Source organism: Streptomyces kanamyceticus (assembly GCF_008704495.1).
Lineage (GTDB): Bacteria > Actinomycetota > Actinomycetes > Streptomycetales > Streptomycetaceae > Streptomyces > Streptomyces kanamyceticus.
Genome location: NZ_CP023699.1, coordinates 3,950,046 through 3,963,600 on the forward strand (window position 1 = coordinate 3,950,046; position 13,555 = coordinate 3,963,600).

11 protein-coding genes are annotated in these 13,555 nt (G+C 73.0%); 9 read left to right on the forward strand and 2 right to left on the reverse strand.

What is annotated here, in order from left to right; genetic code table 11:
- Nucleotides 1–103 precede the first annotated feature (103 nt).
- From CP970_RS16180 to CP970_RS16190, 3 genes are read left to right on the forward strand one after another with little or no spacing between them, the layout of a single operon-like run.
- Entirely contained in the window at nt 104–1,081 is a 978-nt protein-coding gene (locus CP970_RS16180; RefSeq protein ID WP_055556204.1) for a glycosyltransferase family 2 protein, read from the forward strand.
- Nucleotides 1,081–2,463, forward strand: coding sequence for a polysialyltransferase family glycosyltransferase (locus CP970_RS16185; RefSeq protein WP_055556206.1), 1,383 nt, complete (start codon nt 1,081–1,083; stop codon nt 2,461–2,463). The genes CP970_RS16180 and CP970_RS16185 overlap by 1 nt, the downstream gene beginning before the upstream one ends.
- Complete coding sequence (locus tag CP970_RS16190; protein WP_079044037.1) at nt 2,460–3,605, forward strand: acyltransferase family protein; 1,146 nt, start codon at nt 2,460–2,462, stop codon at nt 3,603–3,605. Before CP970_RS16185 ends, CP970_RS16190 begins: the two co-directional genes overlap by 4 nt.
- Here the strand turns inward: CP970_RS16190 and CP970_RS16195 are convergent.
- On the reverse strand, nt 3,589–4,239 hold the full coding sequence (locus CP970_RS16195; RefSeq protein WP_055556208.1) for a TetR/AcrR family transcriptional regulator C-terminal domain-containing protein: 651 nt from the start codon (nt 4,237–4,239) through the stop codon (nt 3,589–3,591). The genes CP970_RS16190 and CP970_RS16195 overlap by 17 nt on opposite strands.
- Before the next feature lie 37 nt (nt 4,240–4,276).
- Here CP970_RS16195 and CP970_RS16200 point away from each other — a divergent pair, with 37 nt between their 5' ends.
- Nucleotides 4,277–5,734 carry an FAD-dependent monooxygenase gene (locus tag CP970_RS16200; protein ID WP_150493464.1) on the forward strand — a complete coding sequence of 486 codons (1,458 nt, stop codon included), beginning with the start codon at nt 4,277–4,279 and terminating at the stop codon, nt 5,732–5,734.
- Nucleotides 5,735–5,752: 18 nt separating this feature from the next.
- Complete coding sequence (locus CP970_RS16205; protein ID WP_150493466.1) at nt 5,753–6,223, forward strand: MarR family winged helix-turn-helix transcriptional regulator; 471 nt, start codon at nt 5,753–5,755, stop codon at nt 6,221–6,223.
- Between the two features lie 22 nt (nt 6,224–6,245).
- Here the strand turns inward: CP970_RS16205 and leuE are convergent, their stop codons facing one another.
- Nucleotides 6,246–6,902 (reverse strand): leucine efflux protein LeuE, encoded by a 657-nt coding sequence (gene leuE / locus CP970_RS16210; protein ID WP_055557067.1) that lies wholly within the window; start codon nt 6,900–6,902, stop codon nt 6,246–6,248.
- 154 nt (nt 6,903–7,056) lie between these two features.
- On the opposite strand from leuE, the gene CP970_RS16215 reads away from it, so the two are divergent.
- The 4 genes from CP970_RS16215 to CP970_RS16235 all read left to right on the forward strand — a co-directional run bounded on the left by CP970_RS16215 (nt 7,057) and on the right by CP970_RS16235 (nt 13,530).
- Complete coding sequence (locus CP970_RS16215; RefSeq protein WP_055557063.1) at nt 7,057–8,220, forward strand: tetratricopeptide repeat protein; 1,164 nt, start codon at nt 7,057–7,059, stop codon at nt 8,218–8,220.
- Nucleotides 8,221–9,143: 923 nt separating this feature from the next.
- Entirely contained in the window at nt 9,144–9,356 is a 213-nt protein-coding gene (locus CP970_RS16225; protein ID WP_055550420.1) for a hypothetical protein, read from the forward strand.
- Nucleotides 9,357–9,748: 392 nt separating this feature from the next.
- Entirely contained in the window at nt 9,749–12,994 is a 3,246-nt protein-coding gene (locus tag CP970_RS16230) for a CHAT domain-containing protein (RefSeq protein ID WP_055550418.1), read from the forward strand.
- A gap of 47 nt (nt 12,995–13,041) precedes the next feature.
- A complete protein-coding gene (locus CP970_RS16235; RefSeq protein ID WP_055550416.1) occupies nt 13,042–13,530 on the forward strand; it encodes a hypothetical protein in 489 nt (162 codons plus the stop codon).
- Nucleotides 13,531–13,555: the final 25 nt, after the last annotated feature.

Consider the following 13,555-nt stretch of genomic DNA (forward strand, 5'->3'; position numbering starts at 1 on the left):
ATGGCCGCCAGGAGGGCTGGTTAACCATTCCGCCACACGTCGTTCACCTGACATCCCACTGCGGGTCGACCTGAATCACGGGCCGACACCTAACGTCACCCACGTGGTTAAGCTCTCCGTCATCGTGCCGTTCTACAACGTGCAGCAATACGCGCCCGACACCTTGAAGAGTCTGCGTGCGAACGCGCGTGACGACTTCGAATTCATTCTCGTCGACGACTGTTCGCGCGACGAGACACCGGACATCCTGGAGCGTGCCGCGCGCGAACTCCCCGGTGCCGTTCATCTCAGACACGAGACGAACGGCGGCCTGGCGACCGCCCGCAACACGGGCCTCGACGCGGCGCGCGGCGAGTACCTCACCTTCCTGGACGGTGACGACTGGCTCGCCCCGGGCTACTTCGCCCAACTGGTGGCCGCCATCGAGGAATTGGGCTGCGACTTCGTGCGCACCGACCATGTGCAGTGCACCGCGCGGGCCCGCACCGTGCACCGCGTGCCGCACGGCAGGCGGGGCGAGGTGCTCAGTCCGCGCGACGTCATCCTGCCCGCCGACCGTTCGACATCCGTCGACTACGCCTACGCGTGGGCCGGCATCTACCACCGCAGGCTCGCGGACGCGGGCCTGCTCCACTTCACCGACGGGCTGCGCACCGCGGAGGACCGGCCCTGGATCTGGCGGCTGCACCGCGAGGCCGAATCCTTCGCCGCGGTGGGCCTTCTCGGCGTGTTCTACCGGCGCGGGGTCGCCTCTTCGCTCACGCAGATCGGCGACGTACGACAGCTCGATTTCATCAAGGCATTCGACCAGGTGGTGCGGGAAACCGCGGCGGACAGGGACGCGGACGAACTCCTGCCCAAGGCCGTGCGGACTTACTGTGCGATCATCTCCCACCATTTGGGATCCATCGAAAGGTTCGAGCCATCCGTGGCGCGCAAATTGAAGTCAATGAGTGCGGCCGCGCTGAAGCGGATGCCGCAGGGCGTTCTCGACGAGGCGCTCGACTCCATGGACATACAACGGGCGACCCGTCTTCGCAGGCTGCGCAGGCGCCCGGTGTCGGCGGAGGTGGCCGCGTAATGGCGCAGCCCCGTACGACGTCCGATCCGGCGTCCCGTACGACGCAGATCTTCCTGGCGTCCACGCTGTACGGCACCGCGACGCTCGCCGCCGCCCTGGACGCCGACCGCTTCGGCCCGGCCCACCGGCGGATCCTCCTCGTCAGCAACAACGCGGCGACGCCCGAGACGACGACGCCGCTGGACGAGATGCCGGGCTTCGAGCGGCTGCGCGGCCGCTTCGACGAGGTGCGCTCCTGGAACGAGGCCATCTCCCCTTTTCACCCGGGTGGCTGGGCCCCGCGCGGCGACGACGTCGTGCTGTGGGAGCGCTACATCCGGCTGCTCTGGGACCTCGGTGACGACGACGTCGAGCTGGCCGTCGAGTCGATCCAGGTCAACCCGGCCCTGGCCCTCGCGCAGATCTTCACCGGCGTACCCGTGGACGTGTACGCCGACGGCCTGATGAGCTACGGCCCCACCCGCAACAAGATCGACCCGCTGGTCGGCACGCGCGTGCGGCGCCTGCTCCACCTGGACCTGGTGCCGGGCCTGACCCCGCTCCTGCTCACCGAGTTCGACGTGCCCCCCGAGGTCGTACCGACCGAGACGTTCCTGAAGGTCCTCGGTGAACTGGCCGAGGACGAGGAGGAGTTGCCGGAGATCGAGGCGCCCGCGCTGGTCCTCGGCCAGTACCTCTCCGCGCTCTCCATCCTCACCGCGGAGGAAGAGGAGGAGCTGCACATCCGCATGGTGCGCGGCGCCGCCGAACTCGGCCACACCCGCGTGGTGTTCAAGCCGCACCCCACCGCGCCCGCCCGCTGGTCGCGCTCCCTGGAGAAGGCGGCGCGGACGATGGGCGTCGACCTCACCGTCCTGGACACGCCGGTGCTCGCCGAGGTGCTCTACCAGCGGATGCGGCCCGCGCTCGTCGTCGGCTGCTTCTCCACCGCCCTGCTCACCGCGTCCGCGCTCTACGATCTGCCCGCCGCCCGCACCGGCACCGACCTGCTCCTGGAACGCCTCGCGCCCTACCAGAACAGCAACCGCGTCCCGGTCACCATCGTCGACGCGCTGCTTCCCGAGCTCACCGACCGCACGGCGGTCACCGAGCAGCGCACGGGCATGGGCGTGGCCGAGCTGACGCAGCTCCTGAAGGCCGTCGGCTTCGCGATGCAGCCGCAGATCTATCCGGGCCTGCGCCCCGACGCCGAGCGTCATCTCGCCACGCACCTCGACGCCCGCACCTGGCGCTACTTCAAGCGGCGCCGCCTCACCGCGCTCGCCCTGCCCGGCGCGCTGCCCTCGCAGCTCGCCTTCATCCCGCGCAACGCGACGGTACGCCGGGTCGCCCGCCGGGCCCGCTCGGTGCAGCGCACCATCAAGAGGACCGCGCTCGGATGACCGCTCCGGCCCCCATACTCCCGAAGCACGCGCCGGGAGCGGACACCACCTCAGGCACGCCCCCGGCCGCCTCCGCGCCCGCCCGCGCGCGCCCGCGCCTGCGCGCCCTGGACGGACTGCGGCTGATCGCCGCGCTGATGGTCGCCGCCTACCACTACGGCGGCCGGGACGGCGAGATCGCCCAGGCCTGGGGGAGCTCCCCCGCCGACCAGTTCCCGACGGCGAGCGAGTGGTTCGCCTACGGCTGCCTCGGCGTCCAGATCTTCTTCGTGATCAGCGGCTTCGTCATCTGCATGAGCGGCTGGGGCCGCCCGCTGCGCTCCTTCTTCGCCTCCCGGGCCTCGCGCCTGCTGCCCGCCTACTGGGCGGCGATCGTCCTGGTGACGGCGGTCTTCGCGCTGCCGGTGGTCACCTACGCCGCCGTCTCGCCCAGCGACGCGCTGGTGAACCTCACCATGCTCCAGCAACCGCTGGGCGCCGACCGGGTGTTGGGCGTGTGCTGGACCCTCTGGGCCGAGCTGCGCTTCTACGCCCTCTTCGCGCTGTGCGTGGTCATGCCGGGCGCGACCCGCGCCCGCGTGGTCCTCTTCTGCGCGGGCTGGACCCTGGCGGCGGCGATCACCGAGGCCGCGAACGAGCCGCTGCTCGACCTGATCCTGATGCCCGAGTACGCGCCGTTCTTCATCGGCGGCATCGGCATCTACCTGCTGCACCGCGACCGCCGCGACGTCACGGCGTGGGGCATCGTCGGGGTGAGCTGGCTGATCGGCCAGCACTACGCGGTCAAGGGCCTGTGGCACGCGCCGAACCCGGACTTCTTCTCCTACCGCTCCGCGTCCGTGATCATCGCGGTGGTCACGGCGGGCTTCGCCGCGGTGCTCCTGATCGCCCTCGGCTATCTGCACCGCGCCGACTGGCGCTGGCTGACCGTGGCGGGGGCGCTGACGTACCCCTTCTACCTGGTGCACGAGCACTTGGGCTGGGTGACGGTGGCCGCGCTGCACCGCAAGCTGGGCCTGCCCTCGTACGCGACGTTCGCCCTGACCGTCGCGGCGATGCTGCTGCTCGCCTGGCTCCTGCACCGCCTCGTGGAGCAGCGCCTTACCCCGCTGATCCGCACGGCGCTCACCCGGAGCCGGTAGCCCCGAGCGTCGCCCCGATGCCCGCGACGACCGCGGCGAGTCCCGCCTGGAAGCCGCGGTCGTGGTCGCGGAACATCTCCTCGCCCGCGGCCGCGGCCAGCGGGTACGCGGCCAGGCGCGCGGCGCGGGCCGCGAGGTCGTAGCCGCCTTCGCCGCTGGCGGGGTCGGGGCCCGTGGCCTGCTCCTCGATGACGTACCCGATGGTGTAGCTGTACGCGGTGAACCAGGCGCGCGCGGCCGCCCCTGGCGTGAAGCCCGCCGCGGTGAGTACCCGCAGATGGGCCTCCATGGGCGCGGCGTACGACGTGTCCGTGAAGTGCGTGCCGCTGTAGACCTTGGCGCCGTCGCGGTAGCGCAGCAGGTGCGCGCGCAGGCCGCGCATCGAGCCGGTGAGCGCCACCCGCCAGTCGGGGTCGGGAGTGGCAAGGAAGTCCTCGGCCATGCGCCGCATCAGTTCGGTCGCCATCTCGTCGAGCAGCGCCTGCTTGTCCTTGAAGTGCCAGTACAGCGCGGGCGCCTTGACGTCCAGGCGCTGGGCGATGGCGCGCAGGGTCAGCCCTTCGAGTCCGGTCTCGTTCAGCAGGTCCAGCGCGGTGCGCGCCACCAGGGCGCGGTCCAGTTTCGTCGTGGCCACCTTGACAACTTAACACCGTTAAGCCCATGCTCCGGACATGGAACTTAACAACGTTAAGGAGACGGGTGTCCTCATCGCGGGCGCCGGTCCCACCGGCCTCGCCCTCGCCTGCGACCTGGCCAGGCGCGGTGTGCCCGCCCTCGTCGTGGAGCGGGCGCCCGCCCTCTTCCCCGGCTCGCGCGGCAAGGGCATCCAGCCCCGCACCATGGAGGTCCTCGACGACCTCGGGGTGCGCGACGCGGTCCTCGCGGCGGGCGGCCCCTACCCGGTCGGCATGGTGTGGCGCGACGGCGAACGGCGGGGCGAGCGCCGGATGTTCGACGCGCCGGAGCCGACCGGGGCCGCGCCGTACGCCGGGCCGTGGATGCTCCCCCAGTGGCGCACCCAGGAGATCCTGCTCGCGCGCCTGCGGGAGCTCGGCGGCGACGTCACGTTCGGCGCGGCGGTCACGGAGCTGACGCAGGACGCGGACGGCGTCACCGTCGGCCTCTCGACGGGCACGGCGGTGCGCGCGGCGTACTCGGTGGCGGCGGACGGCGGTCGCTCCACCCTGCGCCGGGCGCTCGGCATCGCCATGACCGGCGAGACCGTGGACCCGAACCCGGTCCTGGTCGCGGACGTCCGCATCCCCGCGCTCGACCGCGACAACTGGCACATGTTCCCGCCCGCCGATGACGGTGACGCCTTCCTGGCGATCTGCCCGCTGCCCGGCATCCCGGACTTCCAGCTGACCGCGCGGTTCGCGCCGGACACGACGCCCGACCTCTCCCTTGAGGGCGTGCGCGAGGTCGTCGCCGCCCGGACGCACCTGTCCGCCGACGACGTCACCGAGGTCCGCTGGGCCTCGGACTTCCGCCCGCGCGCGGCCCTTGCCGACCGCTTCCGCGCGGGCCGGGTCTTCCTGGCCGGTGACGCGGCGCACGTCCACTCCCCCGCGGGCGGCCAAGGCCTGAACACCAGCGTCCAGGACGCCTACAACCTCGGCTGGAAGCTGGGCGCGGTCCTTCGCCGGGGCGCCCCCGACACCCTGCTCGACACCTACGAGGAGGAGCGGCTGCCCAACGCCGCGCACATGCTCGGCCTCTCCACCCGCATCCACCGGGGCGAGGCCAGGCGCGGGGCGGCCACCCAGCAGCTCGGCATCGGCTACCACGCCTCGTCACTCGCGGCGGAGACCCGCACGGGCCTGGCCGACGAGGCGCTGCGGGCGGGCGACCGCGCCCCCGACGGCCCGGGCGCCTCGGCGGGCGAGCGGCTGTTCGACGCGTTCCGCGGTCCGCACTGGACGCTGCTCGCGGTGGGCACGGACGCGGAACTCCCGCCGCTGGACGGCGTGTTGGTCCACACGCACCGCGTCCCCGCGTACGAGCCCTACGGCAAAGGCGTCTTCCTGGTCCGCCCGGACGGATACCTCGGGTGGGCGGGGGCGGACGCGACGGGGGTGCGGGCGTACCTGAGGACTCACTTCGGGGCGGTTGACCTCAAGTCGACTTGAGGTCCTACCTTCGTGGCCATGACGACTTTCACGTACTCACACAGCGACGCCGAACTCCTCAACCAGCCCATCGGATACTGGAGTTCGGCCGCGGGCTCCGCCGTGGTCCACCACATCCGCACCCACCTCGCCGAGCTCGGCCTCACCCAGCCCCAGTGGTGGGTGCTGGGACAGCTGCACGACGCGCCCGAGGGCGGCCGCGACCGCGGCGAGGTCGTCGGCATCCTGCGCGGCTACCTGGACACCGGCGACGGCGCCCTGCTGCACAACATCAGCGCCCTGCACGACCGCGGCCTGATCACCGAGGACACCGCGGGCCGCATCGCCCTGACCGACGAGGGCCGCGCGCTGCGGGAGCGCGCGGCCGAACGGCAGAAGAAGATCCTCGCGGAGATCAACGAGGGCATCACGCCGGAGGAGTACGTCCTGACGCTCAAAGTCCTGCAGCGCATGATCCACAACGTGGGCGGTTCGGCCTGGCACCACTGAGCCGACGCCGCCCCCCTGCTCGTCAGACGCTGCTGAGCGACAGCTTCACCGCGAAGCCGATGAACAGCGCGCCCGCCGCCGACGTGGCGCCCGCGGAGAGCCGCTTGCGGCGGCGGAAGGCGGCCGCGAGCCGGGTGCCGCTGAATATCAGCGCCGTGAGGTAGAGGAAGCTCGCGATCTGCGCGAGGGCCCCGAGGACCACGAAGGAGAGCGCCGGATAGGCGTACCCGGGGTCGACGAACTGCACGAAGAAGGCGATGAAGAACAGGATCGCCTTCGGGTTGAGCAGGCTGATCACCAGCGCCCTGCGGAACGGCCGCTCGGCCGCGCCGCCGTCCGCCGGGTCCTGGCCCGTGTCCGCGAAGCGCTCACGGCGGGAGCGCCACATCGCGGCGGCGGCCCGCAGCATGCCGATCGCGAGCCAGGTCAGGTACCCGGCGCCCGCGTACTTCACGATCCCGAAGAGCACCGCGTTGGCCTGGAGCAGCGAGGCCACACCGGCTGCCGAGAGCGTCATCAGTACGGTGTCGCCGCACCAGACGCCCGCGGCCGCGGTGTACCCGGTGCGGACGCCCCGGCGCGCGGCGACGGAGAGCACGTACAGCGAGTTCGGTCCCGGCAGCAGGACGATGAGGACGAGGCCCACGAGATAGGTCGGAAGATCGGTGACACCCAGCATGGCCGGAGTGTCGCACGTGCGTACGACATGAGGCACGTGCGTCCGGAGACCGGACAGCGCGCGCCCGTCATGACCGTTCGCGCCCTTGCGCCGGGCGCCCGAGTTGCGGAGCATGCGCTCTACGGATCGGCTGGGCGACGCACACGGGGGTGCGATGGGGCGATCACTGCCTTCCTGGGACGTGCCGTTCGCGGCGGAGTCGCTGCCCAAGGAGCACCTGCCGCTCCTCATGGCCGTCGGCACGGGCATGACGGACCGGATCCGCTTCCTGGAGTACTTCGAGGAGCACGCCGCCGAGCACCACGAGGGGACGTACCTCCTCGGGCTCGCCCACCTCCAGTGCGGCATGCCGTTCGGCGCGCTGCTCATCCTGTCCCGGCTGGCCGACGAGCGGCCCGAGCACGTCCCGGTCCGGGTGGACCTGGCCACCGCGCTCGTCCACGCGGGACGGCCGGAGACGGCGCGGAAGGTCCTGGAGCAGACCACCGAGACCCTTACGCGGCGCGGCGGCAATCTGAGCGCGCGCTGGCTGCGGGAGGTCGGTGAACGCGTCGCCTGGATCGACCGGACGATGGAACTGCGCGCCCTGGAACGGGAGTTCCTGGTGCTGCGGGCCGCCGCCTGGTCGGAGATTCCGTCCGAGGGAGCCCCCTCGGAGACGCTGCTGCTACAGGCGCAGACGCTGTGCGCCCTCGGTGAACTGGACGAGGACCCCGCGCCGCTCTGGGAGGCCGCGGGGATCGTGGTGGAGGTACTCGCGGCGGCGCCCGGCAGGATCTCGGCCCTGGAGATGCTCGTGCGCATCGCGCGCTCCGGTCTGCCGATGTCGGCCCAGCGGGGGGCGCTGGACAGCCTGCGCCAGCTGGCCCCCGGCTCGCCCGCGCTCAAGGCGGCCCGGGCGTCCACCCTGGAGGAACGCGCGCTGCGCCGCCGTGAGGGCGAGTCCGAGTGGTACGTCATCCAAGGGGACATCGAGCACGGCGACGACGAGACGCGGCAGCGGGCCGTGGAGCGGATCCAGCGGCGTGCCATGTGCGGGGACTACCGCTCGCCGTTCCTCGCCGCCTGGATCTCCTTCACCTCACACGCGGACCACGCGGACCGGTCGGAGACGCTGCGGGGCCTGAGCGAGGAGGTGACGCAGGAGACCGACATGGCACCCGACGACCTGCTCGTCATCGCCGAATCCCTGGCACGCTGCGGCCTGCGGACCGAGGCCCTGGACCACGCGCGACGCTGCGCCCACCAGACCGACGACCAGGACGCGGCGACCCGCGCCGAAGCGTTCATGGAGGCCCTCGATGGCACAACTCGGTGAGGAGGCGGCATCGGCGGTCATGCGCATGATGGTCGCCGCCACGTTCGACGAGGTCCTGACGCTCCTGGACCGCATCCCTGCCTCCCAACGGGGGTCGGCGGCGAAGTTGTTGCGGTGGATGGATGGGGTCGGGGAGGACGGGGACGAGGGAGTCGGGGACGGGGACGGGGAGGAGGGGGGCGCGGGTGCGGGGGCGGGGGCGGTGGCGGGCGCGGGGGCGGTGGCGGGCGCGGGCGCGGCGGCGGGCGCGGGCGCGGCGGCGGGCGCGGGCGCGGCGGCGGGCGCGGGCGCGGCAGACGAAGGCGCGGCGGCAGGCACGGCAGGCGCAAGCGCTGCGACGGATGCGACAGGCGCAGGCGCCGCAAGGGGTACAGCAGAGGCAGGCGCTGCGGCGAGCACAGCAGGCGCAGGCACAGCGACGGATGCGGCGAGCACAAGCGCCGCAAGGGATACAGCAGACGCAGGCGCTGCGGCGAGCACAGCAGGCGCAGGCACAGCGACAGATGCGGCGAGCACAAGCGCCGCAAGGGATACAGCAGACGCAGGCACTGCGGCGAGCACAGCAGGCGCAGACACAGCGACAGATGCGGCGAGCACAAGCGCCGCAAGGGATACAGCAGACGCAGGCACTGCGGCGAGCACAGCAGGCGCAGACACAGCGACAGATGCGGCGAGCACAAGCGCCGCAAGGGATACAGCAGACGCAGGCACTGCGGCGAGCACAGCAGGCGCAGACACAGCGACAGATGCGGCGAGCACAAGCGCCGCAAGGGATACAGCAGACGCAGGCACTGCGGCGAGCACAGCAGGCGCAGGCACAGCGACGGATGCGGGCACAGACGCTGCGGCGAATGCGGCGAGCGCAGGCGCCACAGCGGATGCGGCAGACGCGAACGCTACGGCGGGCGCAGGCAGGGCGACGGATGCGGCAGGCACAGACGCTGCCGCAGACGCGGGCGCTGCGGCAGACGCGGCGGGCACGGGTGCGGCGGCAGACGCAGCGGGCGCAGCAGACGCACGTGCGGCGGCAGACGCAGGCGCGGCCCAAGATGTCGGTGCGGATCGTGACGGCGAAGGCGTTGATGCGCGACCCCGTGCCGCCGAGTTGCATGAGTTTCTGGCTCGGATCTGTCTGACCGGACTCACCAGCGAGGCGGACCCGGCCGCGGGTCGGGGGCCAGGGGTCGCGACGGGATCGGGCGTGCCGGGTGCTGACACGGCGGCCCGTCGGGGGACGAGGGCCGCGGCAGGATCGGACGTACCGGGCGATGACACGACCACTCGTCGGAGGCCAGGGGACGCGACGCGCTCGGACGTAGCGGATGCTGACACGCCCGCCCATCGGGAGCCGGGAGCCGCAGCCCGCTCGGACGTGCCGGATGCCGACACAACCACCCGTCGGGAGCCGGGGGACGCGACGCGCTCGGACGCACCGGGCGATGACACAACCACCCGTCGAGAGCCAGCGGACGCAGCCCGCTCGGACGTGCCGGATGCCGACACGACCGCCCGTCGAGGGACGAAGGGCGTGGCGGGCCCGGACGTGTCGGGTGATGTCACGACCGGTCCACCCCAACTCGCCCCAGAACCCGTCGACTTCACCGAACTCCTCATCCTCGCCGCCCAAGCCCCCGGCATGCTCCCCGCCCACCGGCTGCTGCGCGAGCACCGTGCCCTCGTCCCCGACGAGCCCGTCCGCGCCGCCCTCGCGGTGATGGGTGCCCCCGGCCTCGCCGAGCGGGAGTTCGCCGTCAAGCAGGACCTGCTCGCCGCGCTCACCCCGTTGAGCGAGAGCCCGCCGGACCGGGTCACGGGGCTGTGCAACTGGGCCCGTGCGCTGGTCGGGCGGAAGAAGGCCCGGCGCGCCCTGTTCCACGCCTCGCGCGCCGTCGCGCTCCAGGAGGCGGCGGGCGACGACCGGTCCCTCCTGCCCGCCTACCTCTCGCTGTCCGCCGCCATGGCCGACCTCGGCGACCGCGCCGGGGTGCGCCGCGTGCTCAACCACGCCCTCGACCGGGCCGACGGCCGCCCCACCTCCTCCCCGCACGACGCGGCGGAGGCCCACACCCAGCTCGCGGCGCTCTGCGTCTACCAGGACGTCCGCTACCAGGAGGCACTCGACCACCTGGCCGCCGTGCGGAGCCTGAGGGAACGCGGGGCCAGGACCCCGTTGTCGGAGTCGGCCCTGCGGGAGCTGCAGGCCCGCGCGTGGGAGGGCGTGGGGGCGTACGGAGCGGCCGTGCGCGCCTTCCGGGGCCTGCTCGCCGAGGCCGCCGACGACGGCACCGGGGACCGGCGGCGCCAGATCACCCTGTGGCTCGCCCGCTGCACGGCGGCCCGCGGCCGCCACCGCGAGTCCCTGCAGATCCTGCTCGCCGAGACCGCGAGGAGCGACGCCGAGGCGGCGCCGCAACTCCCGCAGATCCGGCTCCTGGTCGCCAAGTCCCTGCTGCGCGAGGCCGGTGAGGCCGCCGAGGGCAGCCAGGAGCGCGCGCTGCGGCTCGGCGAGGCGGCGCACTGGCTCGTCCTGTGCCTGTTCGACTCGGCGGGCAGGCACCTGTGGGGCAGCGTGGGCGAGGTCTTCCTGAGCTTCGCGGACCTGGCCGTGCTCGACGGCGCACCGGCGGCCGCCGCCGACTGCCTGCGGGACGCGCTTGTCATGACGACCGGCGCGGCGCAGGACGACGAGCCCCACCCGATCCACCTGCCGCCCCGCGCCCTCGCCCCGTTCGAACAGGGCCAGGTCGCGCAGGCCCTGGCGGAGAAGGAGCTCGACCTGGCGCAGACCCTGGCCTTCGCCTGCCACCAGGTACGCGTCTCCAACGCGACCATCCCCCAGCTGACGGTCGCCCTGACCCGCGTGCGCATGCTGGCCCTTCAACGGCTGTCTCGCATCGCCGCCACGGAGCGCGAACGCGCCGCCCACGAAGCCGAGTTGACCACCCTGTACACCGACTGCCTGGCGGGCGACGCCTGGTACGTCGTACGCGATCTCTGCCTGCCCGTCGCCGACCACCTGGCCGCCGCGCACGGCCCCGCCGTCGCCGAGAGCCACCTGCGCGCCACGCTCGCCGCCGCCGGACGCCACGAGAGGTCCGACGACACCGTCGGCATGCGCCTGGCCCTCGCCCGCCTCCTCGCCGAGGATCCCGCCCGGCAGCAGGAAGCCTTCGACCAGTTGTGGGAGTGCCGCAGGCTGCTGCTCGCGCAGCGCACGAACGACCACGGCGCGCACTCCTGGCAGGAGTGGGCGGGCCAGACCCTGCCCGTCCACGAGGAACTGCTCGCGCTGCTCCTGGCCGAGGGCGAAGGACCGGAGCGGCTGCGGCTGCCCGACCACAGGTCCGCCCCCTGGCTCGCCTTCGAACTGCACGAGGAGGTGAAGTCCCGGGGCATCGTGGAGGACCGCTCGCGGCTGCCGCTCCCGCGGCCCGCCTCCGCGTACCTCGACCCCGAACTCCTCGCGTCCGAGGCCAGTCTGCTGCCCGGCCTGCGGAGGCTGCTGCGCGAGGCGGACCGGGTCGATCCCGGACGCGGGCAGGCGCAGAGCGCCGCGATGCTGGACCGCGTCCAGAAGTCGTTGGCCGAGAAGGCCGCCGAGATCGGCCGCGCCGCGCCACGCCACGAGCGGCTCCGGCTCGCCAGGGGCATCGGCCTGGACGGCGCGTTCCACCTCGTCGAGGAGCACGCGCCCACCGAAGGGCTCGTCCTCGCCTCGTACTTCATCGGGGAGCGGCACAGCTTCTGCTTCGTGATCGCCTCCGGCGAGCGGCGCCTGCACATCTACCGCGTGCCCACCACCCGCGCCGCCCTGCACACCGCCGCCGACACGATCCGGCGCACCGTCGACGGCGATCCGACGGCCTTCCCGCCGCGCCCGAAGATCCACCCGCGCCGCCCGGTGCCGCTCCCGCTGGACGGGCTCCGCGGCCTGCTGCCGTTCCAGGACGTCCTGGAGGGGCGGGAGTTGCTCTGCGTCGCCCCGCACGGGCCGCTCTCCGTACTGCCCCTGCACGCGCTGCGCCTGGCCGACGGCAGCCACCTCGCCGAGCGGGCCGCCCTCGTCTACACGCCGAGCGTGTCCACCCTGGAGTACCTGCTCCTGGACCGGCCCGCACGCCCCGAACGCGTCCTGCGCGTCGACGTCGCCTCACTGGAGGACCTGGCGGCCACGGACACCGGCCAGGGCTTCGACGACTCCGTGCCCGAAGCGCTCGAAGGGCCCCGCACGACCGTCCTGACCGGCACCGCGGCGACCCCGCGCAGCGTCCTGAAGGCCCTGGGCGAGCACGACTTGGCGTACATCGCCTGCCACGGCCACTCGGGCGAGGGCGAACCCGGCGACGCCGCCCTCATCCTGACCGACGGCCGCGCGCACGCCAGCATGCACACGAGCGCCGCGCTGCCCGACGCGCTGCCGTTCCTGCTCCGCGCCAGGGACATCGGCACCACGTCCGCGACACCGGACACGGTCGTCCTGCGCGCCTGTTCGGCGGGCTGGCACGATCCCGCGCACCTCGGCGAGGACTTCACGGGCCTGACGCAGGCGCTGTTCCGCGAGGGCACGAGGACCGTGGTGGCCCCCGTCTGGCGGGTGAACCAGCACAGTTCGGCCGAACTGCTCGACGGCATCGCGCGCGAGCGGATGGCCGGTGAGCCGCTGTGGCGCGCGCTGCGCAGGGCCCAGCGACGGCTGATGACCGACACCGAACGCCCCTGGCTGGCGCACCCCTACCACTGGGCGGGCTTCATCCCGCTCGGCGACTGGCGGTGAGCCCCCCTGCCCCTACACGTGCCCCCGAACCCAGGAGAGACCAGCCCATGAGCACCGCCGACCTCACCCGCCTGCCGGACCGCACCGTCGTGCTGGCCCTGGAGGAGATCACCCACACCCTGACCGCGGCGGCGCCGACGCCGCTGCCCGTGGCCAGCGCCGGGGAGGCAGCCGACGTCATCGACGCGCTGTTCGCAGCCGCGCGGCTCGACCCGCCCGCGCTGGGCTCCGCGGGCCCGGGCGCCGCCCGCGCGGTCCTCGCCAGGCTCGCCGCGGACGAGGACAGCGCCGCGGTGAGCGCGCCCGTGCTCGCCGATCCACCGGCCGACGACCAGATGGGCCTCGCGGAGTCCGCCGACCACATCGTGGTGATCGGTGCCGTCATCGCCTGGCTGCGGCTCAAGGTCGACTTCCGCTTCCACCGCAAGGACGGCGTCAACGAGGTCGAGTTCGAGCTCTCCCAGAAGCCGCCCACGGCCGGTTACCTCCAGGAACTGGCCCAGATCATCAAGGACTTCTTCCAGCCGCAGCCGTAAGAGCAAGAGGGGGGAGACCGGGGCA